Annotated in this window: 22 protein-coding genes; 6 read left to right on the plus strand and 16 right to left on the minus strand. The window is 56.6% G+C overall.

Annotated elements, in window-relative coordinates; translation table 11 throughout:
* Positions 1–28 precede the first annotated feature (28 nt).
* Both yigL and pldB read right to left on the minus strand, forming a co-directional pair.
* A complete protein-coding gene (gene yigL, locus FOV68_RS17335) occupies positions 29–829 on the minus strand; it encodes a sugar/pyridoxal phosphate phosphatase YigL (RefSeq protein ID WP_010257286.1) in 801 nt (266 codons plus the stop codon).
* 52 nt (positions 830–881) lie between these two features.
* Entirely contained in the window at positions 882–1,874 is a 993-nt protein-coding gene (gene pldB, locus FOV68_RS17340) for a lysophospholipase L2 (RefSeq protein WP_039390494.1), read from the minus strand.
* A 112-nt stretch (positions 1,875–1,986) separates the two neighbouring features.
* Between pldB and rhtB the strand changes: the two genes are divergently transcribed.
* Complete coding sequence (gene rhtB, locus FOV68_RS17345; RefSeq protein WP_010257290.1) at positions 1,987–2,610, plus strand: homoserine/homoserine lactone efflux protein; 624 nt, start codon at positions 1,987–1,989, stop codon at positions 2,608–2,610.
* A gap of 53 nt (positions 2,611–2,663) precedes the next feature.
* Here the strand turns inward: rhtB and FOV68_RS17350 are convergent, their stop codons facing one another.
* The 4 genes from FOV68_RS17350 to pldA all read right to left on the minus strand — a co-directional run bounded on the left by FOV68_RS17350 (position 2,664) and on the right by pldA (position 7,065).
* A complete protein-coding gene (locus FOV68_RS17350) occupies positions 2,664–3,473 on the minus strand; it encodes a DUF1460 domain-containing protein (RefSeq protein WP_186289762.1) in 810 nt (269 codons plus the stop codon).
* Between the two features lie 223 nt (positions 3,474–3,696).
* Positions 3,697–4,320 carry a threonine export protein RhtC gene (rhtC, locus tag FOV68_RS17355; protein ID WP_083070405.1) on the minus strand — a complete coding sequence of 208 codons (624 nt, stop codon included), beginning with the start codon at positions 4,318–4,320 and terminating at the stop codon, positions 3,697–3,699.
* Positions 4,321–4,332: 12 nt separating this feature from the next.
* On the minus strand, positions 4,333–6,162 hold the full coding sequence (gene recQ / locus FOV68_RS17360) for an ATP-dependent DNA helicase RecQ (RefSeq protein WP_010257299.1): 1,830 nt from the start codon (positions 6,160–6,162) through the stop codon (positions 4,333–4,335).
* Positions 6,163–6,186: 24 nt separating this feature from the next.
* Positions 6,187–7,065 (minus strand): phospholipase A, encoded by an 879-nt coding sequence (pldA, locus tag FOV68_RS17365; protein ID WP_010257301.1) that lies wholly within the window; start codon positions 7,063–7,065, stop codon positions 6,187–6,189.
* Between the two features lie 194 nt (positions 7,066–7,259).
* Here pldA and FOV68_RS17370 point away from each other — a divergent pair, with 194 nt between their 5' ends.
* Together FOV68_RS17370 and rarD are read left to right on the plus strand one after the other, a co-directional pair.
* Positions 7,260–7,730, plus strand: a complete 471-nt coding sequence (locus FOV68_RS17370; protein WP_010257304.1) for a thioesterase family protein — start codon at positions 7,260–7,262, stop codon at positions 7,728–7,730.
* Between the two features lie 23 nt (positions 7,731–7,753).
* Positions 7,754–8,659 (plus strand): EamA family transporter RarD, encoded by a 906-nt coding sequence (gene rarD / locus FOV68_RS17375; RefSeq protein ID WP_031590287.1) that lies wholly within the window; start codon positions 7,754–7,756, stop codon positions 8,657–8,659.
* Here the strand turns inward: rarD and FOV68_RS17380 are convergent.
* The 10 genes from FOV68_RS17380 to FOV68_RS17420 all read right to left on the minus strand — a co-directional run bounded on the left by FOV68_RS17380 (position 8,624) and on the right by FOV68_RS17420 (position 19,426).
* A complete protein-coding gene (locus FOV68_RS17380; protein WP_143991273.1) occupies positions 8,624–9,682 on the minus strand; it encodes an AbrB family transcriptional regulator in 1,059 nt (352 codons plus the stop codon). The genes rarD and FOV68_RS17380 overlap by 36 nt on opposite strands.
* A gap of 97 nt (positions 9,683–9,779) precedes the next feature.
* On the minus strand, positions 9,780–10,733 hold the full coding sequence (corA, locus tag FOV68_RS17385; RefSeq protein WP_003854370.1) for a magnesium/cobalt transporter CorA: 954 nt from the start codon (positions 10,731–10,733) through the stop codon (positions 9,780–9,782).
* 176 nt (positions 10,734–10,909) lie between these two features.
* The gene (gene ysgD / locus FOV68_RS24600) at positions 10,910–10,966 is read right to left on the minus strand and encodes a YsgD/CorL family protein (RefSeq protein ID WP_353748370.1); all 57 of its coding nucleotides are present in this window, start codon (positions 10,964–10,966) and stop codon (positions 10,910–10,912) included.
* A 67-nt stretch (positions 10,967–11,033) separates the two neighbouring features.
* Positions 11,034–13,196 (minus strand): DNA helicase II, encoded by a 2,163-nt coding sequence (uvrD, locus tag FOV68_RS17390; RefSeq protein WP_010257313.1) that lies wholly within the window; start codon positions 13,194–13,196, stop codon positions 11,034–11,036.
* 154 nt (positions 13,197–13,350) lie between these two features.
* On the minus strand, positions 13,351–14,067 hold the full coding sequence (gene yigB, locus FOV68_RS17395; RefSeq protein WP_022624864.1) for a 5-amino-6-(5-phospho-D-ribitylamino)uracil phosphatase YigB: 717 nt from the start codon (positions 14,065–14,067) through the stop codon (positions 13,351–13,353).
* Entirely contained in the window at positions 14,064–14,969 is a 906-nt protein-coding gene (gene xerC / locus FOV68_RS17400) for a tyrosine recombinase XerC (protein ID WP_031590293.1), read from the minus strand. The genes yigB and xerC overlap by 4 nt, the downstream gene beginning before the upstream one ends.
* Positions 14,966–15,670, minus strand: coding sequence for a DUF484 domain-containing protein (locus FOV68_RS17405; RefSeq protein ID WP_010257324.1), 705 nt, complete (start codon positions 15,668–15,670; stop codon positions 14,966–14,968). The genes xerC and FOV68_RS17405 overlap by 4 nt, the downstream gene beginning before the upstream one ends.
* Positions 15,667–16,491, minus strand: a complete 825-nt coding sequence (gene dapF, locus FOV68_RS17410; RefSeq protein WP_010257326.1) for a diaminopimelate epimerase — start codon at positions 16,489–16,491, stop codon at positions 15,667–15,669. The genes FOV68_RS17405 and dapF overlap by 4 nt, the downstream gene beginning before the upstream one ends.
* Positions 16,492–16,519: 28 nt before the next feature.
* The gene (locus FOV68_RS17415) at positions 16,520–16,720 is read right to left on the minus strand and encodes a lipoprotein (protein WP_010257328.1); all 201 of its coding nucleotides are present in this window, start codon (positions 16,718–16,720) and stop codon (positions 16,520–16,522) included.
* Positions 16,721–16,867: 147 nt separating this feature from the next.
* Positions 16,868–19,426, minus strand: a complete 2,559-nt coding sequence (locus FOV68_RS17420; RefSeq protein WP_010257330.1) for a class I adenylate cyclase — start codon at positions 19,424–19,426, stop codon at positions 16,868–16,870.
* A gap of 315 nt (positions 19,427–19,741) precedes the next feature.
* Here FOV68_RS17420 and hemC point away from each other — a divergent pair, with 315 nt between their 5' ends.
* From hemC to hemX, 3 genes are read left to right on the plus strand one after another with little or no spacing between them, the layout of a single operon-like run.
* Entirely contained in the window at positions 19,742–20,683 is a 942-nt protein-coding gene (gene hemC / locus FOV68_RS17425; RefSeq protein WP_031292611.1) for a hydroxymethylbilane synthase, read from the plus strand.
* The gene (gene hemD / locus FOV68_RS17430) at positions 20,680–21,408 is read left to right on the plus strand and encodes a uroporphyrinogen-III synthase (RefSeq protein ID WP_115757964.1); all 729 of its coding nucleotides are present in this window, start codon (positions 20,680–20,682) and stop codon (positions 21,406–21,408) included. The genes hemC and hemD overlap by 4 nt, the downstream gene beginning before the upstream one ends.
* 25 nt (positions 21,409–21,433) lie before the next feature.
* Entirely contained in the window at positions 21,434–22,567 is a 1,134-nt protein-coding gene (gene hemX, locus FOV68_RS17435) for a uroporphyrinogen-III C-methyltransferase (protein ID WP_010257336.1), read from the plus strand.
* Position 22,568: the final 1 nt, after the last annotated feature.

The raw sequence follows: 22,568 nt of genomic DNA on the forward strand, positions 1-22,568 counted from the left end.
TGTGCGGCCCTTTTTTTGCGCTGACGGCTTAAGCAAGATAGAGCGTGCGCAGCGTCTGCGGCACGGCATCATCGGCATTTGAACCGATCACATCCAGCTCCGGCAGCGTATCTTTCAACCGCTGATGGGCGTTCTGCATGATAAAGCCTTTACCCGCCATGCTCAGCATCTCCACATCGTTCATGCCGTCGCCAAAGGCGATACAGCTTTCCAGTGAGTGGCCCAGCGTTTTCGCCACCGCTTCCAGCGCATGCCCTTTCGACACGCCGCCCGCCATCACTTCCAGGCAGGTAGGCAGCGAGAAACTGACGTTAACCCGGTCGCCCCAGCGCGCTTCAATCGCCTGTTCCATCGGGATCAGATGCTCGGGATTTTCGCAGGTGAAAAAGACCTTGCTGATATTATCGGTTGGCAGCAGACCCGGCTCATAGACCTGATAGTTGAACACCGACTCGCGGAAATAGTCCTGCTCAGCCGGACTTGAACGGCTGACAAACCACTCATCGTCGCGGTAAACGTGGGTCAGAATATCGCTGTGATGATATTGCAGGCCAAACAGATCGCTGGCGATATCCTCATCCAGATTATGACTGAACACCAGTTCGCCCTCTGCGTTGTGCACGCGCGCGCCGTTTGAGGTGATCATATAGGCCGGAATCGCCAGGCTGTCACGCATCTGTCCGACATCGATATGATGACGGCCGGTGGCGAATATAAAGTGAATATCTTTTGCAACCAGCTGCTGCAGCGTTTCACGCGCAAAAGGGGTCAGGCGATGTTCGGGAGAAAGCAGCGTGCCATCCAGATCGGATGCAACGATGTGATACATGAATACCTCGGGTATCTGGTTCTGCCGGCCTTAACCGGTCGGATAAATAACGTCAGTGGTGCGAGGAAAAAAAGTCGACCACTGCATTGAGTGCTTCGGCGCGCATCTCATCCTTTTCAAACAGGATCTCATGACGCGCACCGTCGATCACCCGTGGCTTATTGCCCTCACACGGATGACCCGCCGCCGCCATCGCGGCACAAAAAAGGTCCTGCGAACGGTTGTCGACCACCCGATCATCGCTGGCCTGTAACAGCAGCAGTGGCGTAGTGATTTTATCGACCTGACTGATGATGTTGCGACCCGCATGGATGCCTTCACGTACCCAATGGTAGGTTGGCCCGCCAACGCGAATCGCCGGATCGTCCGCATAAAAGCGCAGGTTTCGCCGATAACGCTCGGTGCTGTGCGTCAGCCGGTTAATGCCAAACGGATGCGCACGCCAGCGGCCGGTGCCGAGCGCATAGCCATCGCGCATGGCCGGACGCTTCTCCGCCCAGTCCAGAATCCGATGAGCCAGAAAAGAGGGCAACGGTAAAGCAATGCCAAACATCGGCGCCACCAGCGCGGCCGCATGAAACGCCTGCGGCTGACGCGCCAGAAACAGCGTTAAGATTGCGCCGCCCATGGAGTGAGCCAGAGCATAGCGCTGCTGGTAGTGACCGCTGATAATCTCTTTCAGATAGAGCGTTTCAAGGTCGTCGACATAATGGGTAAATTCCGCCACGTGGCCACGGTGTGAATCTTCCAGCAGGCGATCGGAACGCCCCTGACCGCGATGGTCAAGGATCACCACATCAAATCCGCAGTGAAACAGATCGTACGCCAGCTCAGGATATTTTATGTAACTCTCGATGCGTCCCGGCACAATCAGGATCACACGCTTGTGTTGCGGTGATGTGAAGCGGACGTAGCGCAGCGTCAGATTACCCACGCCGGTAAACTCAAGCTCTTCGCGGCTGTGCCAGAAATCGAGCAGTGGCCCGGTAGCGAAGGCAGCAAAGGCTTTTTCTCGTCGCAGCCAGCTGGCTTTGTGTTGATTCATTCGCCCTCCTGATGACCGGATACAGAGTCCTGAATGCCATGCGCAGGCCGTAGCGCCGCGCTTATTTCTGGCGTATTGTGTCACAATTCCGCTACTAAAGAGAGCCTGACCCATGACCATCGAATGGTGGCTGACCTATCTGCTTACCACTACAATTCTCAGCCTGTCGCCCGGTTCCGGCGCAATCAACACCATGAGTACCGGTATCAGCCACGGCTATCGTGGCACGGTGGCCTCTATCTCCGGTTTGCAGGTCGGCCTGGCGCTGCATATCGTGCTGGTCGGCATCGGTCTGGGCGCGCTGTTTTCTCAGTCGCTGCTGGCGTTTGAGATTCTGAAATGGGCCGGTGCGGCCTATCTGGTCTGGCTGGGTATTCAGCAGTGGCGCTCAGCGGGTGGCATTGATCTGGATGCGGTTGCCAGAGCGATGCCGCGTCGTCGCCTGTTCAAACGCGCCGTGCTGGTTAACCTGACCAACCCAAAAAGTATCGTCTTTCTCGCCGCCCTGTTCCCACAATTTATTCAGCCGCATCAGCCACTATTTATGCAGTATCTGGTGCTCGGCGTCACCACCGTTGTGGTGGATATCATCGTGATGATTGGCTACGCCACGCTGGCAACGCGGATTGCGGGCTGGATTAAGGGACCAAAACAGATGAAGTTAATGAACCGCATTTTTGGCGGGCTGTTTATGGCGGTAGGCGCACTGCTGGCCAGCGCCAGAAAAATCGCTTAACGTCTTTCGCGCCGAATTCGGCGCGAAAGATTATCCCTTCTTCCCTGGCCCCGCTACGGCGCTGACAATGGAACCGCACGCAACACAATGATGCCCGGCTTCGAGCGCATATATTCCCTGAACGGCGCATCGACAACTTTTCGATTAACGGCCAGCGAAGAGGCGTTCCTGAACCATAAGCGGCCATCATGCCGAACAGCAATCCCCACATGCGTAACATCCAGCCCCTGACTGGTGGCGTAAACCCCCACGTAATCGCCGGTCTGGATCTGCTTCAGCACCTGCGGTGTGATCGCCCGGGCCGGAATGTAAGTGACAGGACGTGCAATCACACCCAGACCGGGCACCTGTTCTGCTCCGCTTGCCTGACGATTCAGGTGCTTCACCACCGTCACCGTATCCGGGCTAAGGGTGCGGGTCACGTCATCGGCATTGCGCGGGCTATCGGCGAACCAGTCGGAAAAAAAGTGGCGACGATTCCGGTAGCTGACCTCACCGCCAGCGTAGCGGGTCCGAATCAGGTTAGCCTCAAAGCTGGCGCGATCGTGGCTGCGGCTCAGTGCCTGCACATAATCAAGCAGCGTGTAACAATCCACACTGTTGAAATTGATCACCAGCGCTTCCGGACGCGTGGGAGAACCGATCAGCGTATCCGCTTCATAGGGTGTCCCGAGAAACGTCGCAGAGATCCGGCTAATCCTTTCGCCCTGCGTCTGATCGACATCGGGCAGCGTCTGCATCAGGATCGAGGTGACCTCATCGGTCTGGCCCGGATCTGGCGCAGGGTTACGGGCGGCATCAGGCGAGGCGCAGGCGCTGATACAGGCCGTCATCAACACCAGTAATATGAACTTCACTCTCATCATCCTCTCCATAAACGTTGCGCCTGCTTCCCGACTGTAATGGAGATATGGATATGAATGATTAATAAAGAGTGACGATTTATCTGCGGTTGCAACAGCAAAACTCTCTGAGCCCTGGAATGTGACATCCGTCACACAAGCGAACTCTCTGGAGGAAGCGACAGCGAGGGAGGTTTCTGCCGGAGGCGCAACGCGCACTCCGGCATAAGGGCTGAAACGGAGTTTAACGCGAAAGAATCAGGTGGATACCAAAACCGGCAAACAGTACGCCTGCCATGCCATCGACCCACTTCGCCAGTTGCTGATACTTAGCGCGGATCCACGGCAGCGCGAAAATCGCCGCCACCAGGGTAAACCAGGCAAAGGTTTCACCGACAATCAGCAGGAACAGACCCCAGCGCTCCGCCGAACCGACATCGTCGCCAACAAACAGCGAGAAGACGCTGCCGAAGTAGATAATGGCTTTAGGATTCGACAGGTTCGTCAGCAGGCCTTTGACAAAGCTCATGCCGCGTTTCGGCAATGCAACCACCGGCTCATCCTGCTGCGGCTGTTTATGACGCTGACGTGCCGAGCACATCAGCTGCCAGCCCATCCACAACAGATAAAGTCCACCGCCGACCATGATGATCTGATGCAGCCAGGCCATTTTTTCCAGAATCAGATGCAGCCCCATCAGCGCCACACCCGCCCAGACCACAATGCCCAGCGTAATGCCCAGTACACCCATCATCGCCTCTTTGCGCGAGCGGCTGGCGGCAGTCTGTGACACGAAAAAGAAATCGGGGCCGGGGCTCATCAGTGCCACCAGATGCACCAGCGCCACAGTGGCGAATAACATCAGCATAATCAGTGTCCTTTACTCTTCATCATCAAGATGCTCTTTGATCATCACCAGGAAAGGTTTGCCAAAGCGCTCCAGTTTGCGGTGACCCACGCCGTTGACGCTGAGCATCTCTGACGCGCTGACCGGCATCTGTTCTGCCATCTCTATCAGTGTGGCGTCATTGAACACCACGTAAGGCGGAATATTCTCTTCATCGGCGATCGCTTTTCGCAGCTTACGCAGCTTGGCGAACAGTTTGCGATCGTAGTTGCCACCGTGAAACTTCGCCGGACTGCTGCTTTTTGTTTTTGCGGTGATCAAACGCGGCACCGCCAGCATCAGTGGCACTTCACCGCGCAGCACGGGACGCGCCGCTTCGGTGAGCTGCAGAGCCGAATGCATAGCGATATTCTGCGTCACCAGCCCCAGATGGATTAGCTGACGTAACACGCTCACCCAGTGTTCGTGGCTCTGATCTTTTCCCAGTCCATAGACCGGCAGTTTGTCATGGCCCTGCTCTCGGATACGCTGATTGTTGGACCCGCGCAGCACCTCAACGATATAGCCCATACCAAAACGCTGACCCACGCGGTAGATGCCGGAGAGCGCTTTTTGCGCTTCAACCAGGCCGTCATACCGTTTAGGCGGGTCGAGACAGATATCGCAGTTATCGCACGGCTGCTGGCGGCCCTCGCCAAAATAGTTCAGCAGCACCAGACGGCGGCAGGTCTGCGCTTCAGCAAACGCGCCCATGGCGTTGAGTTTGTGACGCTCAATATCCTGCAGCGGCCCGGGCACTTTCTCTTCCAGACATTTACGCAGCCAGGCCATATCGGCCGGGTCGTAAAGCATCATCGCTTCGGCAGGCAGACCATCACGTCCGGCCCGCCCGGTTTCCTGATAATAGGACTCAATGTTGCGCGGGATATCGAAGTGGACCACAAAACGGACGTTGGGCTTGTTGATGCCCATGCCAAAGGCCACCGTCGCTACCACGATTTGCAGATCGTCACGCTGAAACGCTTCCTGCACCCGGCCACGCTGTTCGCTGTCGATCCCGGCATGGTATGCCCCGACGCTGAACCCTCGGCTTTGCAGCCGCGCGGCGGTGTCTTCCACCTTCGCCCGGCTGTTGCAGTAGATAATGCCGCACTTGCCGCGCTGATCCTGAACGTAACGCAGCAGCTGATCGGTGGGTTTAAATTTCTCCACCAGCGTGTAGCGAATATTGGGGCGGTCAAAACTGCTGATCTGGATCAGCGGATCCTGCATATGCAGCAGGTTAACGATGTCGTTGCGGGTGGTTTCATCCGCGGTAGCGGTCAGCGCCATTACCGGTAATTCCGGGAAGCGCTGACGCATCTTGCCGAGTGCGCCATATTCCGGACGGAAATCGTGGCCCCACTGGGAAATACAGTGCGCTTCATCCACCGCCAGCATCGCCGGTTGCCAGTGCGCCAGACTGTCCAGGAAGTTATCCATCATCAGGCGTTCCGGGGCGATGTAGAGCAGCTTAACCCGACCGGTTCGGCAGTCGGCCATCACCGTCTGCTGCTGATCGCGCGTCATGGTGGAGTTGAGATACGCCGCCGCCACGCCGTTTGCCAGCAGTTGATCGACCTGATCTTTCATCAGCGAGATCAGCGGCGACACCACCAGCGTCAGCCCCTCGCGCACCAGCGCAGGGATCTGATAACAGAGCGATTTACCACCGCCGGTGGGCATCACCACCAGACAATCGCGCCCGCTCAGCGCCTCATTGATGATCGTCTGCTGACCGGGACGAAAATGCTGGTAGCCGAAGGTATCCTGCAATACCTGCTGCGCCAGCGCTTCCTGATTAAGAACTGCCGAGGTTGCCACGCGATTCCTGTCTTTCGTTATGGATTAGAACAAGTCGTTAAGTGTTACACCCACACCCAGACGCGTCTGGCGATGGTTGTAATCGATCAGTGATTCACCGTAACCGCTAAACACCTGAGTATAGAAGCGAACGTGCTCAGTGATAGGGTAGCTCCAGCCCAGGGTAGCGCCGCCATAACCGCTGTTCCAGTTATAGTTGCCCTCTACGCTGAAGATATTGTCGCCGAGCTTATAGCCCAGACGGGTGCGGTAGTAACCCATATATTTGGTGATATCAGGATTATCATCGCTGTTCGCCCCTTCAGGGATACGATACCAGGGTTTGATTTCCGCCAGGAAGTTACCATTCTCTGCCATCAGACGCGCATAGACGCGGTTCCAGCTGCGCGAGGTGGGATCGCTTCGTCCGTTGGATTGGTGATTCAGACCCACTTCGACATCACGCAGTGTCCAGCCCGCCAGCGAATAGTCGGTCGCCCAGCCCAGGAAAATCTGCGGCTCATAGTTGGTCTCACGGAATGGCGATGACTCAGCGCTATTCGACAGCTGCCACCAGGAACGCTGGGTGTAAGAGGCTGCCAGCACCGAGTTGTCGCCCAGAATACCGCGCCACAGCGGAAACGCCAGGCTGAGCTGGAATTTCACTTCATCTTTGCGGGCATTCTCTCCCCAGTTATAGGAGGAGATCGCCTCTTTATTGAGGTCGCTGGTATAGGTATAAAGCAGATAGTTGTTCTCGTAAGGATAGAGAACAAACGGGTTGTCATGCTTCTCCAGCAGGTTAGCGATAATGCTGCCCTGAACCTGTGGCGCGTCATGAACCTCTTTAATATGGGCTTCATCCGCCTGCGCCAGCGCAGGAAATATCAACATTGCCGCCAGCAAGGCGCGATGCTTACGCATAAAATTCTCCGGTGAGCAGCTGCGTATCAAAGTAACTGAAAGGGTGTCGTAAAAAGCAGGCCATTCTACACGCAAATGGCAGTGAGCATGAGTGCTGATTTCTTAAACTGGAAACACCCTCGCAGGCGGCATAGAATACACAACTCATTCATATTCCGCGCCCCTCTGGCCCGATTTTTTCAGGACACATCATCATGTCATCACCCGTGCTGACACAGCAGGACGCTCGCCAGCTGGTCGGCGAAATTTTCGTTTATCACATGCCGTTTAATCAGGCGCTGGGCCTGGAACTGATGCGCCTTGACGCAGACTACGCAGAGATCAGCTTCAATAACAAAACCATGCTGGTGGGCAACCAGGCGCAGCAGATTCTGCACGGCGGCGTTATCGCGTCGGTACTGGATGTGGCGGCGGGCATGGTCTGCGTCAGTAATGCGTTAACCCGTCAGGAAAGCATCAGCGAAGCGGATCTGCGCCAGCGTCTGTCACGCATGGGTACCATTGATATGCGCGTCGACTATCTGCGTCCCGGACGCGGCGAACGCTTCACCGCCACCAGCAGCCTGCTGCGCGCCGGTAACAAAGTCGCCGTGGCGCGTGTGGAACTGCACAATCAACAGGGCGATTATATCGCCACGGCTACCGCCACCTATCTTATCGGCTAACCACGCCATTGAATGGATCGCATATGGATACGCAACAAACCCGCCAGGGCGTTGGCTTTGCACTGGGCGCTTACTTTATCTGGGGCATTGCGCCCGCTTATTTCAAGCTGGTAAAGCAGGTTCCCGCCACGGAAATCATGACGCACCGGGTGATCTGGTCTGCACTGTTTATGCTGTTACTGATTACCCTGAGCCGCAGCTGGCCCGGCGTTCGCAGCGTGTTGCGCCAGCCTAAAAAAGTGCTGCTGCTGGCGCTGACGGCCGTGACTATCGGCGGCAACTGGCTGCTGTTTATCTGGGCAGTCAACAATCAGCATATGCTGGAAGCCAGCCTGGGCTACTTTATTAACCCGCTGATCAACGTGGTGTTCGGCATGCTGTTTTTGCGCGAACGGTTTCGCCGCTTGCAGTGGCTCGCCGTGCTGCTGGCCACCGTCGGCGTACTGGTGCAGCTGTGGCAGTTTGGCTCGTTACCGATCATCGCGCTGGGCCTGGCGCTGAGTTTTGCCCTGTATGGCCTGGTGCGTAAAAAGATTCAGGTCGATGCGCAGAGCGGCATGCTGATTGAAACTCTGTGGCTGTTTCCGCTGGCGGCGATTTACCTGTTTGGCTTTGCCGACAGCGCCACCAGCCACTTATCCGCCAACCCACTGAGTCTCAACCTGAAGCTGATAGCGGCGGGCATTGTGACCACCATTCCGCTGATGCTGTTTGCGGCAGCCTGCAGTCGTCTGCGACTTTCCACCGTAGGCTTCTTTCAGTATCTCGGTCCGACGCTGATGTTTGTGCTGGCGGTCGCGTTTTACGGTGAGACCATCACGCCAGACAAGATGGTGACTTTTGGTTTCATCTGGCTGGCGCTGCTGGTATTTGTCTGCGATGCGGTGGCGTTTTCATTCCGTTCCCGTTCCCGTTCGCGCATAGCGTGAAATAAAGCGCGCTAAAGCCGGGCCGGTCAGCAGGATAGTAAAGAGACGCAACGTCTGCAACGCCATCACAAACGCCATGTTGACCTGGGTTCCCGCCGCAATGATCGCCACCGTGTCCAGCCCGCCTGGACTGGTGGCGAGATAGGCCGTCATCAGATCGATATCCAGCATTCGCGTCAGCATCCACGCCAGCCCGCCACACAACAGCATCAGCCCGAAGATCGAGGCCAGCATCTGCGGCAGCGTGCGCAGTGCCAGCAGAAAAATCGGGCGGGTGAAACGTAATCCCACGCTCCAGCCAATCAGTGCATAGGCCACGGCCAGCAGCCATTCCGGCACCTGTAACACCGCGATGTCGCTACTGTGCAGTGCCGCACCCGCCAGCGCAGGCAGCAGCAGCGCGCCAGAAGGAATGCGCAGTCGTGTGCCCAGCCACGCGCCTGTCAGCATCAACACCAGGGTGACAACAAAGCCATGATTCAGCGGTGGAAACCAGAGCAGCGAGACGCTGTGCGCCTCATCACCCAGCCCGATGCGCGCCACCAGTGCGGCCGCCGAGGCGACAAACAGCACCCGCAGATATTGCATAAATGCGACCAGCCGCACGTCAGCGCCAAAGTCACCCGCCATCGCCACCATGGCCGATGCACCGCCCGGCGACGATCCCCATGCGCCGGTCGGGCCAGGCAGATGACTGAAGCGCACCAGCAGAAAACCTGACAGGCCGCTGGCCGCCAGCGTCAGCAGCAGCACCGTCAGCACGATCGGCCAGTCCTGAATCAGCGGGGCCAGAATCGAAGGCGACAGACTCTGCGCAATCATGCAGCCCAGTACGGCCTGAGCGAGCAGGAACAGCCGTTTATCAATTCGCAGCGTGGCACCCGACAGCCCCATCACTACACCGACAATCATCGGCCCCAGTAACAGCGCAGCGGGCACATGAAAATAATGCAGCACCGCGCCCAGTAATACCGAGATCAGCAGCAGCAGTGTCCACTGCGCGCGCAACGAAAAAGCGTCCATAAGAAGTTAATAATTTGTAAAAACAGGAGGGTAAGATTACGCAGAAATGGGGACAGGAGCCAGCAGAACGGGCCATCTCAGATGGCCCGTTCTTATTTTAAAGCCAGTTTTTACGTTTGAAATAGAGATAGGGCGCCAGTCCGGCCAGAATCATCAGGCCGATCGCCGCCGGATAACCGAAGCTCCACTTCAGTTCCGGCATAAACTCAAAGTTCATCCCGTAACTGGAGGCGACCAGCGTCGGCGGCAGAAACACCACGGAGACCACCGAGAAGATCTTGATAATGCGGTTCTGCTCGATGTTGATGAAACCCATAGCCGCCTGCATCAGGAAGTTGACCTTCTGAAACAGTGATTCGTTATGCGGCAGCAGCGATTCGATATCGCGCAGAATTTCACGCGCCTGCTCCAGCTGATTGCCCGGCAAACGTGCTTTGCGTACCAGGAAGTTCAGGGCGCGCTGGGTATCCATCAGACAGAGGCGCACTTTCCAGCCGATATCTTCCAGTTCCGCTAATCGCGACAGCGCCTGATCGTACTCTTCGCCCTGCTGACCTTCCATGATCACCCGGCTGAGTTTCTCCAGTGCGCTGTAGATGTTCTCGATTTCGTCCGCCAGCTGCTCGATTTTGGTTTCAAACAGGTCAAGCAGCAGCTCAAAGGCATTGCCGTCGATCAGGGTCTGATTACGGGCGCGCATGCGATAGAGACGGAAAGCAGGCAGCTCACGTTCGCGCAGCGTGTAGAGGCGGCCTTCACGGATGGTGAACGCCACGGTGGAGTTACCGGCGTGATCGTCAGCATCTTCATAGAAGAAGAAGGAGTGGATATGCAGGCCATCTTCATCTTCGAAGAAGCGTGCCGAGGCCTCGATATCTTCCAGCTCAGGCCGTGTTGCCAGACTCTGGCCCAGCTCAGATTGCACGCGATCACGTTCGCCCTCTTCCGGCTCGATCAGATCGACCCAGACAGAGGTCGTCAGTTTGTCGTTTTCGTCTTCCAGCTCCAGTCGCGTCAGGCGGCTGTGATCCAGTTTAAATGCGCTCAGCATAGCAATACTCCCCATTGCAGACTAAATGGGACAAGGCAGTCCGCCGTTCCTCAACATGGAACGGGCAGCCTGAACACGGAAACAGAGTTTCAGAGATAAATCAGTGCTGACTCGCGACGGAATCAAAAAGGGAGGTCGCTGATAACCGCTAAGGCTACCCGCGTAAAGAGGTAGCCTTAGATGTTATTCCTGGAATCCAGGTCATTGAGCCAGCATCGACTGGGCGTGTCCAAGGCATTGTCCTCTCATGATAATAGTGGGCGCATGTTACGCTGAGACGAAAAAGCCGTCAACCGCACGCTAAAGCGTTTCCAGCTTCGCGTAAGCCGCCACCAGCCACTTGATTCCCTGCCCCTGAAACGCCACCTGAAGACGGCTATGCTCGCCGCTGCCTTCCAGATTAATGATGGTGCCTTCGCCAAATTTTGCGTGATGAACACGTTGACCCAGCGCGAATCCACTGTCATTTTTGGTCACCGGGGCACCCATACGCTGATGGTTTACCGGACGGCTGACGCTGGCGCGCAGACGCACTTCTTCTATGCACGCTTCGGGCAGTTCGCCGATAAAACGGGACGGCCGGTGATACACTTCCTTACCATAGAGTCGGCGGGTTTCGGCGTAGGTCAGCGTCAGCTTGAGCATCGCACGGGTCACGCCGACATAAGCCAGACGACGCTCCTCCTCCAGCCGGCCACCTTCATCCAGTGACATCTGGCTCGGGAACATGCCCTCTTCCATGCCGACGATAAACACCTGGCTGAACTCCAGCCCTTTTGCCGAGTGCAGCGTCATCAGCTGAACTGCATCCTGCCATTTGTCTGCCTGGCCTTCGCCCGCTTCCAGCGCGGCGTGGGATAAAAAGGCCTGCAACGGCATCAGATCTTCATCTTCATCCTGATAGCTGAACTGCCGCGTAGCGGTCACCAGCTCCTCAAGGTTTTCGATACGCGCCTGACCCTTCTCACCTTTTTCCTGCTCATACATCAGCCACAGGCCAGAGTCTTTGATGACCCGGTCGGTCTGAACATGCAGCGGTAACTCGGCGGTTTCGGTTGCCAGTGAATCAACCAGTTCACAGAAGCGTTGCAGCGCAGACGCGGCCCGGCCGGCCAGCGCACGGCTTTGCAGCAGTTCACGCGTTGCCTGCCACAGCGTCATCTGACGTTCACGGGCCGTCTGACGCACCACGTCGAGCGTGCGATCGCCCACGCCGCGGGTCGGGGTATTTACCACGCGTTCAAATGCCGCGTCGTCATTGCGGTTCGCCATCAGACGCAGATAGGAGAGTGCATCTTTGATCTCCTGACGTTCGAAGAAGCGCATGCCGCCATAAATACGGTACGGCATGCTGCTCTGCAGTAATGCCTCTTCCAGCACACGCGACTGGGCGTTGCTGCGATAGAGAATGGCGCAGTCGTTGAGCGCACCGCCGTTCTCCATCCAGACCTTAATGCGGTTGACCACGAAGCGCGCTTCATCCAGCTCATTAAAGGCGCAGTAAATCGAGATCGGTTCGCCATCGCTGCCTTCGGTCCAGAGCTCTTTCCCCAGACGACCATTGTTGTTAGCGATCAGGGCGTTGGCGGCTTTCAGGATGTTATTGGTTGAGCGGTAGTTCTGCTCCAGACGGATCGTTTCCGCGCCGGGGAAATCCTGCAGAAAGCGCTGAATATTCTCGACCTGCGCGCCGCGCCAGCCGTAGATCGACTGGTCATCATCGCCCACGATGATCACCCGACCACTGTCGCCCGCCAGCATCCGAATCCAGGCATACTGAATGTTGTTGGTATCCTGGAACTCATCCACCAGCACATTGGTAAAGCGTTCGCGGTAGTGATTAAGAATGTGTGGCTTGTTGAGCCATAACTCATGGGCGCGCAGCAACAGCTCGGCAAAGTCGACTAAACCCGCGCGATCACAGGCTTCCTGATAGGCCTGATAGATGCGCAGCCAGGTCTGCTCAATCGGATTGCCGTAGCTTTCGATATGCTTTGGCCGCAGGCCTTCATCTTTTTTGCCATTGATGTACCACATGCCCTGACGCGCAGGCCACTGTTTGTCATCAAGGTTCATTGATTTGATCAGGCGCTTGAGCAGACGTAGCTGATCTTCGCTGTCGAGGATCTGAAAATCCTGTGGCAGACCGGCGTCAAGATGGTGGGCGCGCAGTAAGCGGTGCGCCAGACCGTGGAAGGTTCCGATCCACATCCCGCCCTGACTGGTGCCGATCAGATGCTCGATACGGTGACGCATCTCCGCTGCCGCTTTGTTGGTAAAGGTCACCGCCATAATCGAATAGGGCGAGCAGTTCTCCACCGACATCAGCCAGGCAATGCGATGCACCAGCACCCGCGTTTTACCACTGCCCGCGCCTGCCAGCACCAGCAGGTTACTGCGCGGTGCCGCAACGGCAGCGCGCTGATTGTCATTCAAACCATCGAGCAGTTCAGAAACGTCCATAAGCACCGATTACCAAAGAAAAAAACGCCGTCGTCACACTGATTATTCCGCCTGCCGCAAGGCATTATCGCTGCCAGTCAGGCGGCGACACAGGTGCCGGATAAGGGACGGCGGCAAAACAGAAAGAGGAGACGACTGGATAAATTTACAGCCATTATAGCAGTGAGGTGAGTGATGCCAATCGCGAAATTTCGACATGCGGCAACAGGCGCGCATCCGGGATATGCATCAGGTTGCCCTGCCGCAGGTTAATCCAGCAGGCCTGCAGCCCGCAGCGCAGTGAACCCGCCACGTCGGTGGTCAGGTCATCACCCACATGCAGAATATGGTGTGGCGCGATATCAAGGCGTTGCGCGGCAAGCTGATACATATCCTGCCATGGCTTGGCGCGCCCGTCCGGGCCGGCCCGCAGTGTGAAGCGGAAGTATTCGGCAATGCCCATTTTTTCCGGGCAGGCGTTGCCGTTGGTGACCGCCACCAGCGGGATTTTCTCCGCCAGGGCTTTCAGCGTCTGGTGCGTCTCATCCGGCATCTCGACCTGACTCCGCCACTGATGGAAGACCGCCATCACTTCTGCCGCGCCCGCGGTGGCTTCAGCAGCAGAGAGGCCGATATTCAGCATCGCCAGCTCAACCGAACGGCGTCGCCACTCCGAAACATCATGATAGATATCAGGTTCGCGCTGCAGCAGTTCATCGCGCAACTGCTGATAATCCTGCGGCGTGAAGTCACGCAGCGCCGGATGAAAAGCCTGCAACGCGGCATGGGATTCCAGGGTGGTGCGACGGATGACCGGGTAGTTATCGTAGAGTGTGTCATCAAGGTCGAAGGTCATGGCTTTTATGGCCGACAGCGGACGATAAAACTTCATTCGTTCTTTCCTCGTTTGGCGCGGGGATGCGCAGCGTCATACACCGAAGCCAGATGCTGGAAGTCGAGATGGGTATAGATCTGGGTCGTCGACAGGTTTGCATGGCCCAGCAACTCCTGCACGGCGCGCAGGTCACCACTGGATTCCAGCAGATGCGTGGCAAATGAGTGTCGTAGCTTATGCGGATGGATATGGCTGGCCACGCCCTGTCGGATGCCCCATTCGGCAAAGCGTTTCTGCACGTTACGTGGCGAGATGCGGTTGCCGCGCGTCGAAAGAAACAGCGCATCATCCTGGGCGCCAAAGGTTTCACGCAGCGGCAGCCAGTGCTGGATCCAGGTGACCGCCGTGCGACCAATCGGTATCCGGCGCTCTTTGCTGCCCTTACCGACGACCCACACTTCGCCTGAATCGAGATCAACGTGGCGACAATCCATATTCACCAGTTCAGAGAGACGCAAACCGCCGCCATACATCACTTCCAGCATCGCCCGGTCGCGCACCGCCAGCGGATCGCTAAGGTCGATCTCCAGCAGTTGATTCACTTCATCAACATCAATGTTTTTAGGCAGATGGCGCGCTTTACGCGGCGTCATCACCCCTTTGGCCGGGTTGGCGGAAAGCAAACCCTGGCTCACCTGCCAGTCGAGAAAACTGCGCAGGGCGGAGAGCCGCAGCGCGAGGCTGCTGGCGGCCAGTCCGGCGCGACGGCTGCGCGCCGCCATGCTGCGCACCTGTGCTGGTTCCAGCTGCGCCCAGCTGCTGAGCTTCATCTCATCAGCAATCGCCACCAGCGCGGCAAGCTGGCGCGCATAGCTGCTCTGGGTTAACGGACTGAGCTGGCGCTCCACTTTCAGGTAGCGCAGAAATCCGTCGACGGCCTCCTGCAGCGCGCTGCTCATGCGCGTTCAACCCAGCGGGAGAGCAGATCAGGCATCATCTGCGACAGATGCTGCAACAGCAGTGTCCCCATGCCCGATTGATAATGCTGGCTGTCACGACTGCTGAACACCAGCACGCCGAGATCGCCCTCCTCACCCATTAGCGACATGGCAACCGACCCGATCGCTTTGGCCTGCGGCAACAGCAGCAGCAGTTCCGGCCCGTTAATGTTGCCAAGATAGTGATGCTGGTTACCGAAGCGCTGAATACGCAGCGGTTCAAACGCCTGACGCGAAAGGCTCAGCTGAAAGAAATCGGAGGGCGCGCCCAGCAGCCATTTATCACTGAACAGCCGCACATTGGCACCCGCCAGGCCCAGCTCACGCGCCCAGCGATGCAGACGGTTGAGCATATCCTGCAGCGAGTCAGCCGCGGCCAGATGGCTTTCCAGCGACAGCAGACGGTCAAACAGTTCGTGGTTAGCGCTGGCCTGTTCCATCAGCAGCGTGATCTCTTCTTCCAGCCGCTGAATATGGTTGCGTTGCCGCGCCATATGCCATTCGACCAGCGAGACGCTGCCACGCACCGGATGCGGCACGGCCATCTGTTCAACTGCGCGGGCATTGCGGATAAAGAAATCGGGATTCTGCCGCAGATAATCACTGACGGCCTGATCGTCCAGCAGAACCGAACTGTCAGCCTGCTCTTCGATATTTTTCATAGATGAATAAACCCATCGTAGACGTGTGTCGCAGGCCCGGTCATATAGAGCGGCTGACCGGCGCCTTTCCAGGTGATGTGCAGCGTTCCGCCAGGCAGGTCGACACGCACTTTGGGTGCCAGAATGCCCTGCTGAATGCCACATGCAACGGCAGCACAGGCGCCGCTGCCGCACGCCTGCGTTTCACCCGCTCCGCGTTCGTAAACGCGCAGGCGGATATGTTCGGGATTGATGATCTCCATAAAACCGACATTGACGCGATCCGGGAAGCGTTCATGACTCTCCAGAATCGGGCCAAGCAGTTCAACCTGCGCGGTTTTGACACTTTCAACCTGGATAACGCAGTGCGGGTTGCCCATCGACACCGCACCCAACATCACCGTCTGTTCGGCCACACGTAGCAGATAGAGATTTTCGGCTTTGTTGGCGCGGAACGGCACCTGCTGAGGCTCAAAGTTTGGCTCGCCCATGTTCACGCGCACCTGGTCGTCAGGCGTGACGGTCAACACCATGCGGCCATTCTGCGTACTGACCCGGATGTCACTTTTGTTGGTCAGCCCTTTCAGCTGAACAAAGCGGGCAAAGCAGCGCGCACCGTTGCCGCACTGTGCGACTTCACTGCCGTCGGCGTTGAAAATGCGATAGTGGAAATCGAGATCGGGATCATAAGGCGGTTCAACAATCAGCAGTTGATCAAAACCGATCCCCAGATGACGATCGGCCAGCCGGCGGATCAATTCCGGCGAAAAGAAGACGTTTTGTGTCACCGCATCCACAACCATAAAATCGTTGCCGAGACCGTGCATTTTGGAGAACTGCATTTTTTGCTCCGCCGGATAAGCCATCAGATTAGTTCGCTTTTACGCCTGAATTGCCGGTAACCAGCCCGCCGACATCGGCTTTAGAGGCATCCGCTTTCTGGCGGTCGGTTGGGGCTTGTTGTTTCTTCGGCTGATCCTTCGGCGGGAAGTAGAGCGGTCCTTTCAGACCACAACCTGCAAGGCTGATTACTGCCAGTGTCATGGCCAACAGGCTTATTACTTTCTTCATTCTTTATGCTCTTCATGTCCTTTACCTGGATGCTTATCATCGCAGTTGAAGGTGGAAAAGCAACAGGAAATGCCCGCAAATAGCGTGAAGCGGGTGTCAAGCCGGGAAGATAGCGGCCACCTGCAGAGCGCAGGCAGCCCGTCAGCATCAGTGCACCTGATAGCGTGGCTGATAGTCGCTGTTGTCGTTATCAGGCTGCGAGGTACACAGCTGCGTCAGCGTCTGGCTACGGAACGGAATCACCTGGAATCGCTCACCGGTGTTCACAATCTGGTAGAACTGCGGCAGGTTGAAGTTGATAAAGCTCGAACCATAGGTAAAGCGATCGTGCGATGAGGAGTAGAACCGGCTGACGTCGCGCACCAGCTCCTCTTTGCTGCCTTCACAGTGATGATAGACCTCAACCCGATTAGTCTCATCAAGGATGTAGATATTGAAGCCGCGCTCATCGGTGGTGTTTTCAAAGAAGAACTGAATAATGCCTTCGCTGGCATAACCGTTGACCACGGGTGGCAGCGGCGTCTGATTCGTTTCGACTTTGATCGACAGTCCGTGCAGCTTGTTGTTGGAGATCGCGCCATAAAACTCAACCGCGTTTTCCAGCTTCTGCACCGAAACGCTCATGCGTTCAAAGAACAGGCCCCAGGTCTCACCCGCCATACGCAGCGCTTTAAAGCGACCCGGCTCCTGACGTGTGCTGGAGAGGCGCAGCTCAATGCATTCGGAGACCAGCTGCTGTACCCGCGTCCGAATCAGACCACGCAGATGCTGGCTGTAGCAGAACACCTCCACTGTATCGGGCGGTGCAGCATCCTGATGCATCTTGCCGAGAATGGTTTTCAGCCCTTCGATCATCGCCTGTTCGCCACTGAAGTGCAGCGTACGTACCTCATTCCAGGAGTTGCGATAGAGCAGATCGATGCTGCCAATCAGGCACTGCTGCTGCTGACCAAAACTAAAGACATCCAGCTTACGGAAGTCGAAGTGCACCACCTGATTGCGGAAGGCCGCCGTCGGATCGTGTTCAAGGTTAACAATAATCGCAAGGTGCCGGATTTCGCACGGACTGTAGAGCGCTTTTGGCGTCGGCGAGGGCAGACGCAGCGGGAAATGGCTGGAAACATCGTTAACCAGCTCCTGCAGACGCGCCAGATCGCAAACCTCATTGCCTTTAATATGCAGCCGGGTTTTACGGGTCAGCAGCCCATTGAACCACGCCCACGCCACCAGCTTATTCAGGTAACGGTTATATTCCAGCGGCTGATGGCTGATAATCGAATCCATGTCCGGTGCCTGGTTGTAGAGATACCAGCCGGAACGGTTGGCGCGGCCAGGCGGCACATGAATAAAGGTCAGATTGGGCTCGGAGAGATCGGGCGAAATCTGCGGATTCACCAGCGTCACTTTGCCCGGCAGCGCTTCAAACGCGGCATACAGTTTACGGGTCAACACACCGATATCCTGCGGGCTGGCGCTGACGCTTAAGTTATTGCGGCGGGCAAAACGGATCAGGTTGCGATAACTCTGCATCATCGCATCCAGCAATTCATTATGGGCTTCGCGCACCCGCTCGATTTTCCACTCAGCGCGGTTGTCCAGAATGGCGATCTTCTCTTCGTTCCAGCCCCACTCTTTGACCAGCTGCGATAAAATTTCGCGACGCCAGCCGGTGCGGTGCTGATGATCTTCGGTGCTGAGCTTTTCACACACTTTGAGGTAGAAGCAGCGACGCACCAGGTCAAGACGCGGCTGATCGTCAACGCTGGTCAGATAGTGCGTGACGCGCTCCAGCATCATGCAGTAAGGATCAAGCCCGAAGCAGATAATTTCACCGTCATGCAGGCGCTGTTTGATATCCATCGCCAGCAGTTGCGTATTCGGGTATTCCCAGCTGTACGCTTCCAGCAGCAACGTTTTCAGTACGGCTTTATACGGGGAGTCGATGCTTTTATAGAGCTGCCACAGGCTGGCGCCGAAATACTCTTCCGCCGACAGCGTGCCGAGGCCGCCAAGATCGAGCCACTCATTAGGGGTCAGCACGCCTTTGGCGTAAAGCGACATCACGTAGTCGTCGTAATTGTGCTCTTCTTCGCCCGGCACCATATTCCACAGGATGCGTTTACCCGCCATACGAACCGCGGTACGGTAAAACTCATCCAGCAGTAAAATGTGTTGTGTTGAACCGCAATCTTCACCGCCCAGACTGCCGCTTTCGTTGTGGCGGAAGCGGTTCTCATCAATCAGAAAGAAACTCACCTCCACGCCCATCGAAACGCACCACTTCTGCAGCAGCGTACATTTGCGCTGCAGATTCAGACGCTCTTCATTATCGAGCCAGGATTGATGGCAGACCCAGATATCGAGATCCGAGACGCTGTTCTGGCCGACAGATGAGGTGCTGCCCATAGAATAGATAGCCGTGATCGGCATTTCGCCTTTTGGCGCATCGGCATGACGCAGATCGCTGTCGCCGGTGAGATCGGCCAGCAGCTGACGCTGATTTTCATCAGGCGTGAAGAAGCTGATGCCATGTGGAACGCTACCTTCAAGGTAACCCGGCATCTGCGGATGTTGATAATGTAATAAGGTTGGCAGCAGACTGTAGACGCGCTGAAAAGCGGGTCCCATAGCAGCCAGCGCACGATCAACGCGCAGCTGGTTGATTGCATCCAGTCTCTGTTTCAGTGTCTCAATGTAGAGGTACAAGACGTTTCGCCTGATTGTCCCAGTGTTTAAGCACCCTGTTTCCACACTCTGCCGCTTATAAAGTAAAAAAGTGGGCAGATAATTGCTGGAAACGTGATCAATCTAACACCCTGCAGATTGACCGTAAAGAAAGTTGCGCTACCTGACAGTTTAGCACGTTCTTACCAGCTTCCCGCCTTTTCAGCTCTGGTTCCCACGTTATGGCTTAATAAACCGGCCTGAAACCGCACGCAGGCCGTTTTCAATCCGTTGAAACTGACAGTCTTCACCCAGAGATGATAGGATATTCAGTGAACGATAAAAATGGTTAACAGCATGTTAGACAAAATTTTCAGAATTGCTACAAGACAAAGCCCGCTCGCATTATGGCAGGCACATTATGTACAGCAACGACTCATGAGTGCCCATCCGGGACTGCGCGTTGAGCTGGTGCCTATGGTCACGAAAGGTGACATTATCCTTGATACGCCGCTGGCAAAAGTGGGTGGCAAAGGGCTGTTTGTCAAAGAGCTCGAGCTGGCGATGCAGGATGGCCGTGCCGATATGGCGGTGCACTCGATGAAGGATGTGCCGGTCAATTTCCCGGAAGGTCTGGGCCTGGTAACCATCTGCGAGCGCGACGATCCGCGCGATGCGTTCGTTTCTCATCATTATGACTCTATCGACGCGCTGCCACAGGGTGCCATTGTCGGCACGTCCAGCCTGCGCCGTCAGTGCCAGATTAGTGCGCGCCGTCCGGACCTGGTTATCCGCTCGCTGCGTGGCAATGTCGGCACCCGCCTCGGCAAGCTCGATGCCGGAGAGTATGACGCGATTATTCTTGCTGTCGCCGGGCTGAAACGCCTGGGACTGGAAGATCGCATTCGTCAGGCGATGCCTGCCGAAGTTTCCCTGCCCGCCGTGGGTCAGGGTGCGGTCGGCATTGAATGCCGTCTGGACGACACCACCTTAATTGGCCTGTTGCAGGCGCTGAATCACGATGACACCGAAGTCTGTGTCAGAGCGGAGCGCGCCATGAATACCCGTTTAGAGGGTGGCTGCCAGGTGCCAATCGGCAGTTTCGCGGTGCTGGAAGGCGATGACCTCTGGCTGCGCGGCATGGTCGGCGCACCGGATGGCCGGGTCATGGTCAGCGGCGAACGCCGTGGTCCCCGCGCTCAGGCTGAACAGATGGGCATTTCACTGGCCGATGAACTGCTCAATGGCGGCGCGCGTGAAATCCTGCAGGAAGTTTATCAGGGGCAGCCGCCGGCATGACCATTCTGGTGACGCGACCGGAACCCGCAGCGGCAGAGCTGGTGTCACGCCTGCATGCCCTTGGCAAACAGGCGTGGAGCCTGCCGCTGATCGAATTTGCGCCGGGCGCTGATCTCACCTCTCTGCCACAAAAGCTCGCCGCACTTCGCCCTGGCGACCTGGTTTTTATCCTTTCTCAGCAGGTTATACATTACGCACAACACACCGTCACAGCATGGCCCGCTGAGCTGGACTATTATGCAATTGGTCGCAGCACCGCACTGGCGTTTCATACCGCCAGCGGACAGCAGGTGACCTGGCCTCATGCACATGAAACCAGTGAAGAACTGATCCAGCTGAATACCCTTCAGCAGGTTGCCGGTAAACGTGCACTGATCCTGCGTGGCGATCCCGGACGCGAGTTGCTGGCACAGACGTTAACCCGGCGAGGGGCTGAGGTGTCGTTTGCAGCCTGTTATCAGCGCTGCCAGAAGTATTATGATGGACCCGTTGAAGGACGCCGCTGGCGCGATCGCGGTGTCTCCGTGCTGGTGGTGACCAGCGGTGAAATGTTACAACAGCTTTTTTCGCTGTTCCCCGCAATTGATCGCGAGGAATGGCTGCTCAACTGCCGACTGGTTGTCGTCAGTGAACGTTTGGCTACCCTGGCCGCAGGATTGGGTTGGCAGGATATTCAGGTAGCCGATGGTGCCGATAACGATGCGCTGCTGCGCGCGTTACGCTGAACTTTAACAATGGGATGTGCCACATATGACGGAACAAAAAGACTCCTCCGCCATGGTTGAAGAAACCACCCCAGCGGTCGACCGCTCTCCTTCCAGCAACAGCACACCACCGCGTAATGCGAAAAATGGTGGCATGGTGCTGGGTGCAGTTGCGATTGTCATTGCGCTGGCGATTGGTGCGGGTTTATACCTTAACGGGAAACATCAGGCTGATTTACAGGCACAAACCAATCAGAAGCTGAGCGAACAATTAAGCGCGTTGCAACAGCAGGCCAGCAGCGACAAACAGCAGCTGACTCAGCAACTGAGCGGCGCTGAAACCGCGTTGCAGACAGCCCAGACACAGCAGAACGCGTCAGCAAAAGAGCTGGAAACCCTGCGTGAAAAAGTGGCCGTGATTTCTGGTAACGACGTGCGCAGCTGGTTGCTGGCACAGGCGGACTATCTGGTGAAACTGGCTGGTCGCAAACTCTGGAGCGACCAGGATGTCACCACCGCCGCTGCACTGCTGAAAAGCGCCGATGCCAGCCTGGCAGACATGAACGATCCCAGCGTCATGAATGTGCGTCGTGCGCTGACCCAGGATATCAGTAACCTCTCTTCTGTTACGCAGGTCGATTATGACGGCGTGATCCTCAAACTGAACCAGCTGTCGAACAACGTTGATAATCTGCGTCTGGCCGATAACGACAGCGATGATGCGCCGATGGACAGCGATGGCGGTGAACTGTCAGGTTCCGTGCGCGAATGGCGTCAGAATCTGGTGAAAAGCTGGCATAACTTTATGGATGATTTTATTACCATCCGCCGCCGCGATAACACCGCCCAGCCGCTGCTGGCCCCTAATCAGGATGTTTATCTGCGTGAGAATATCCGCTCGCGTTTGCTGATTGCTGCTCAGGCGGTACCGCGTCATCAGGATGAGATTTATAAACAATCTATCGACACCGTGTCCGCATGGGTTCGCGCCTGGTACGACACCAATGATGCCGCTACCAAAGCCTTCCTTGCCCAGCTGGATGAGCTGAGCCAGCAGAACATCAATATGGATCTGCCGGATAACCTGGAAAGTCAGCCGTTGCTGGAACAGCTGATGCAGACCCGCGTTCGGAACCTGTTAGCGCAACCGTCTGCCGCTGCTAATCAGCAGGGAGGCTAAG

Source organism: Pantoea sp. paga, assembly GCF_007558755.1.
In the GTDB taxonomy this organism is placed as follows: domain Bacteria; phylum Pseudomonadota; class Gammaproteobacteria; order Enterobacterales; family Enterobacteriaceae; genus Pantoea; species Pantoea agglomerans.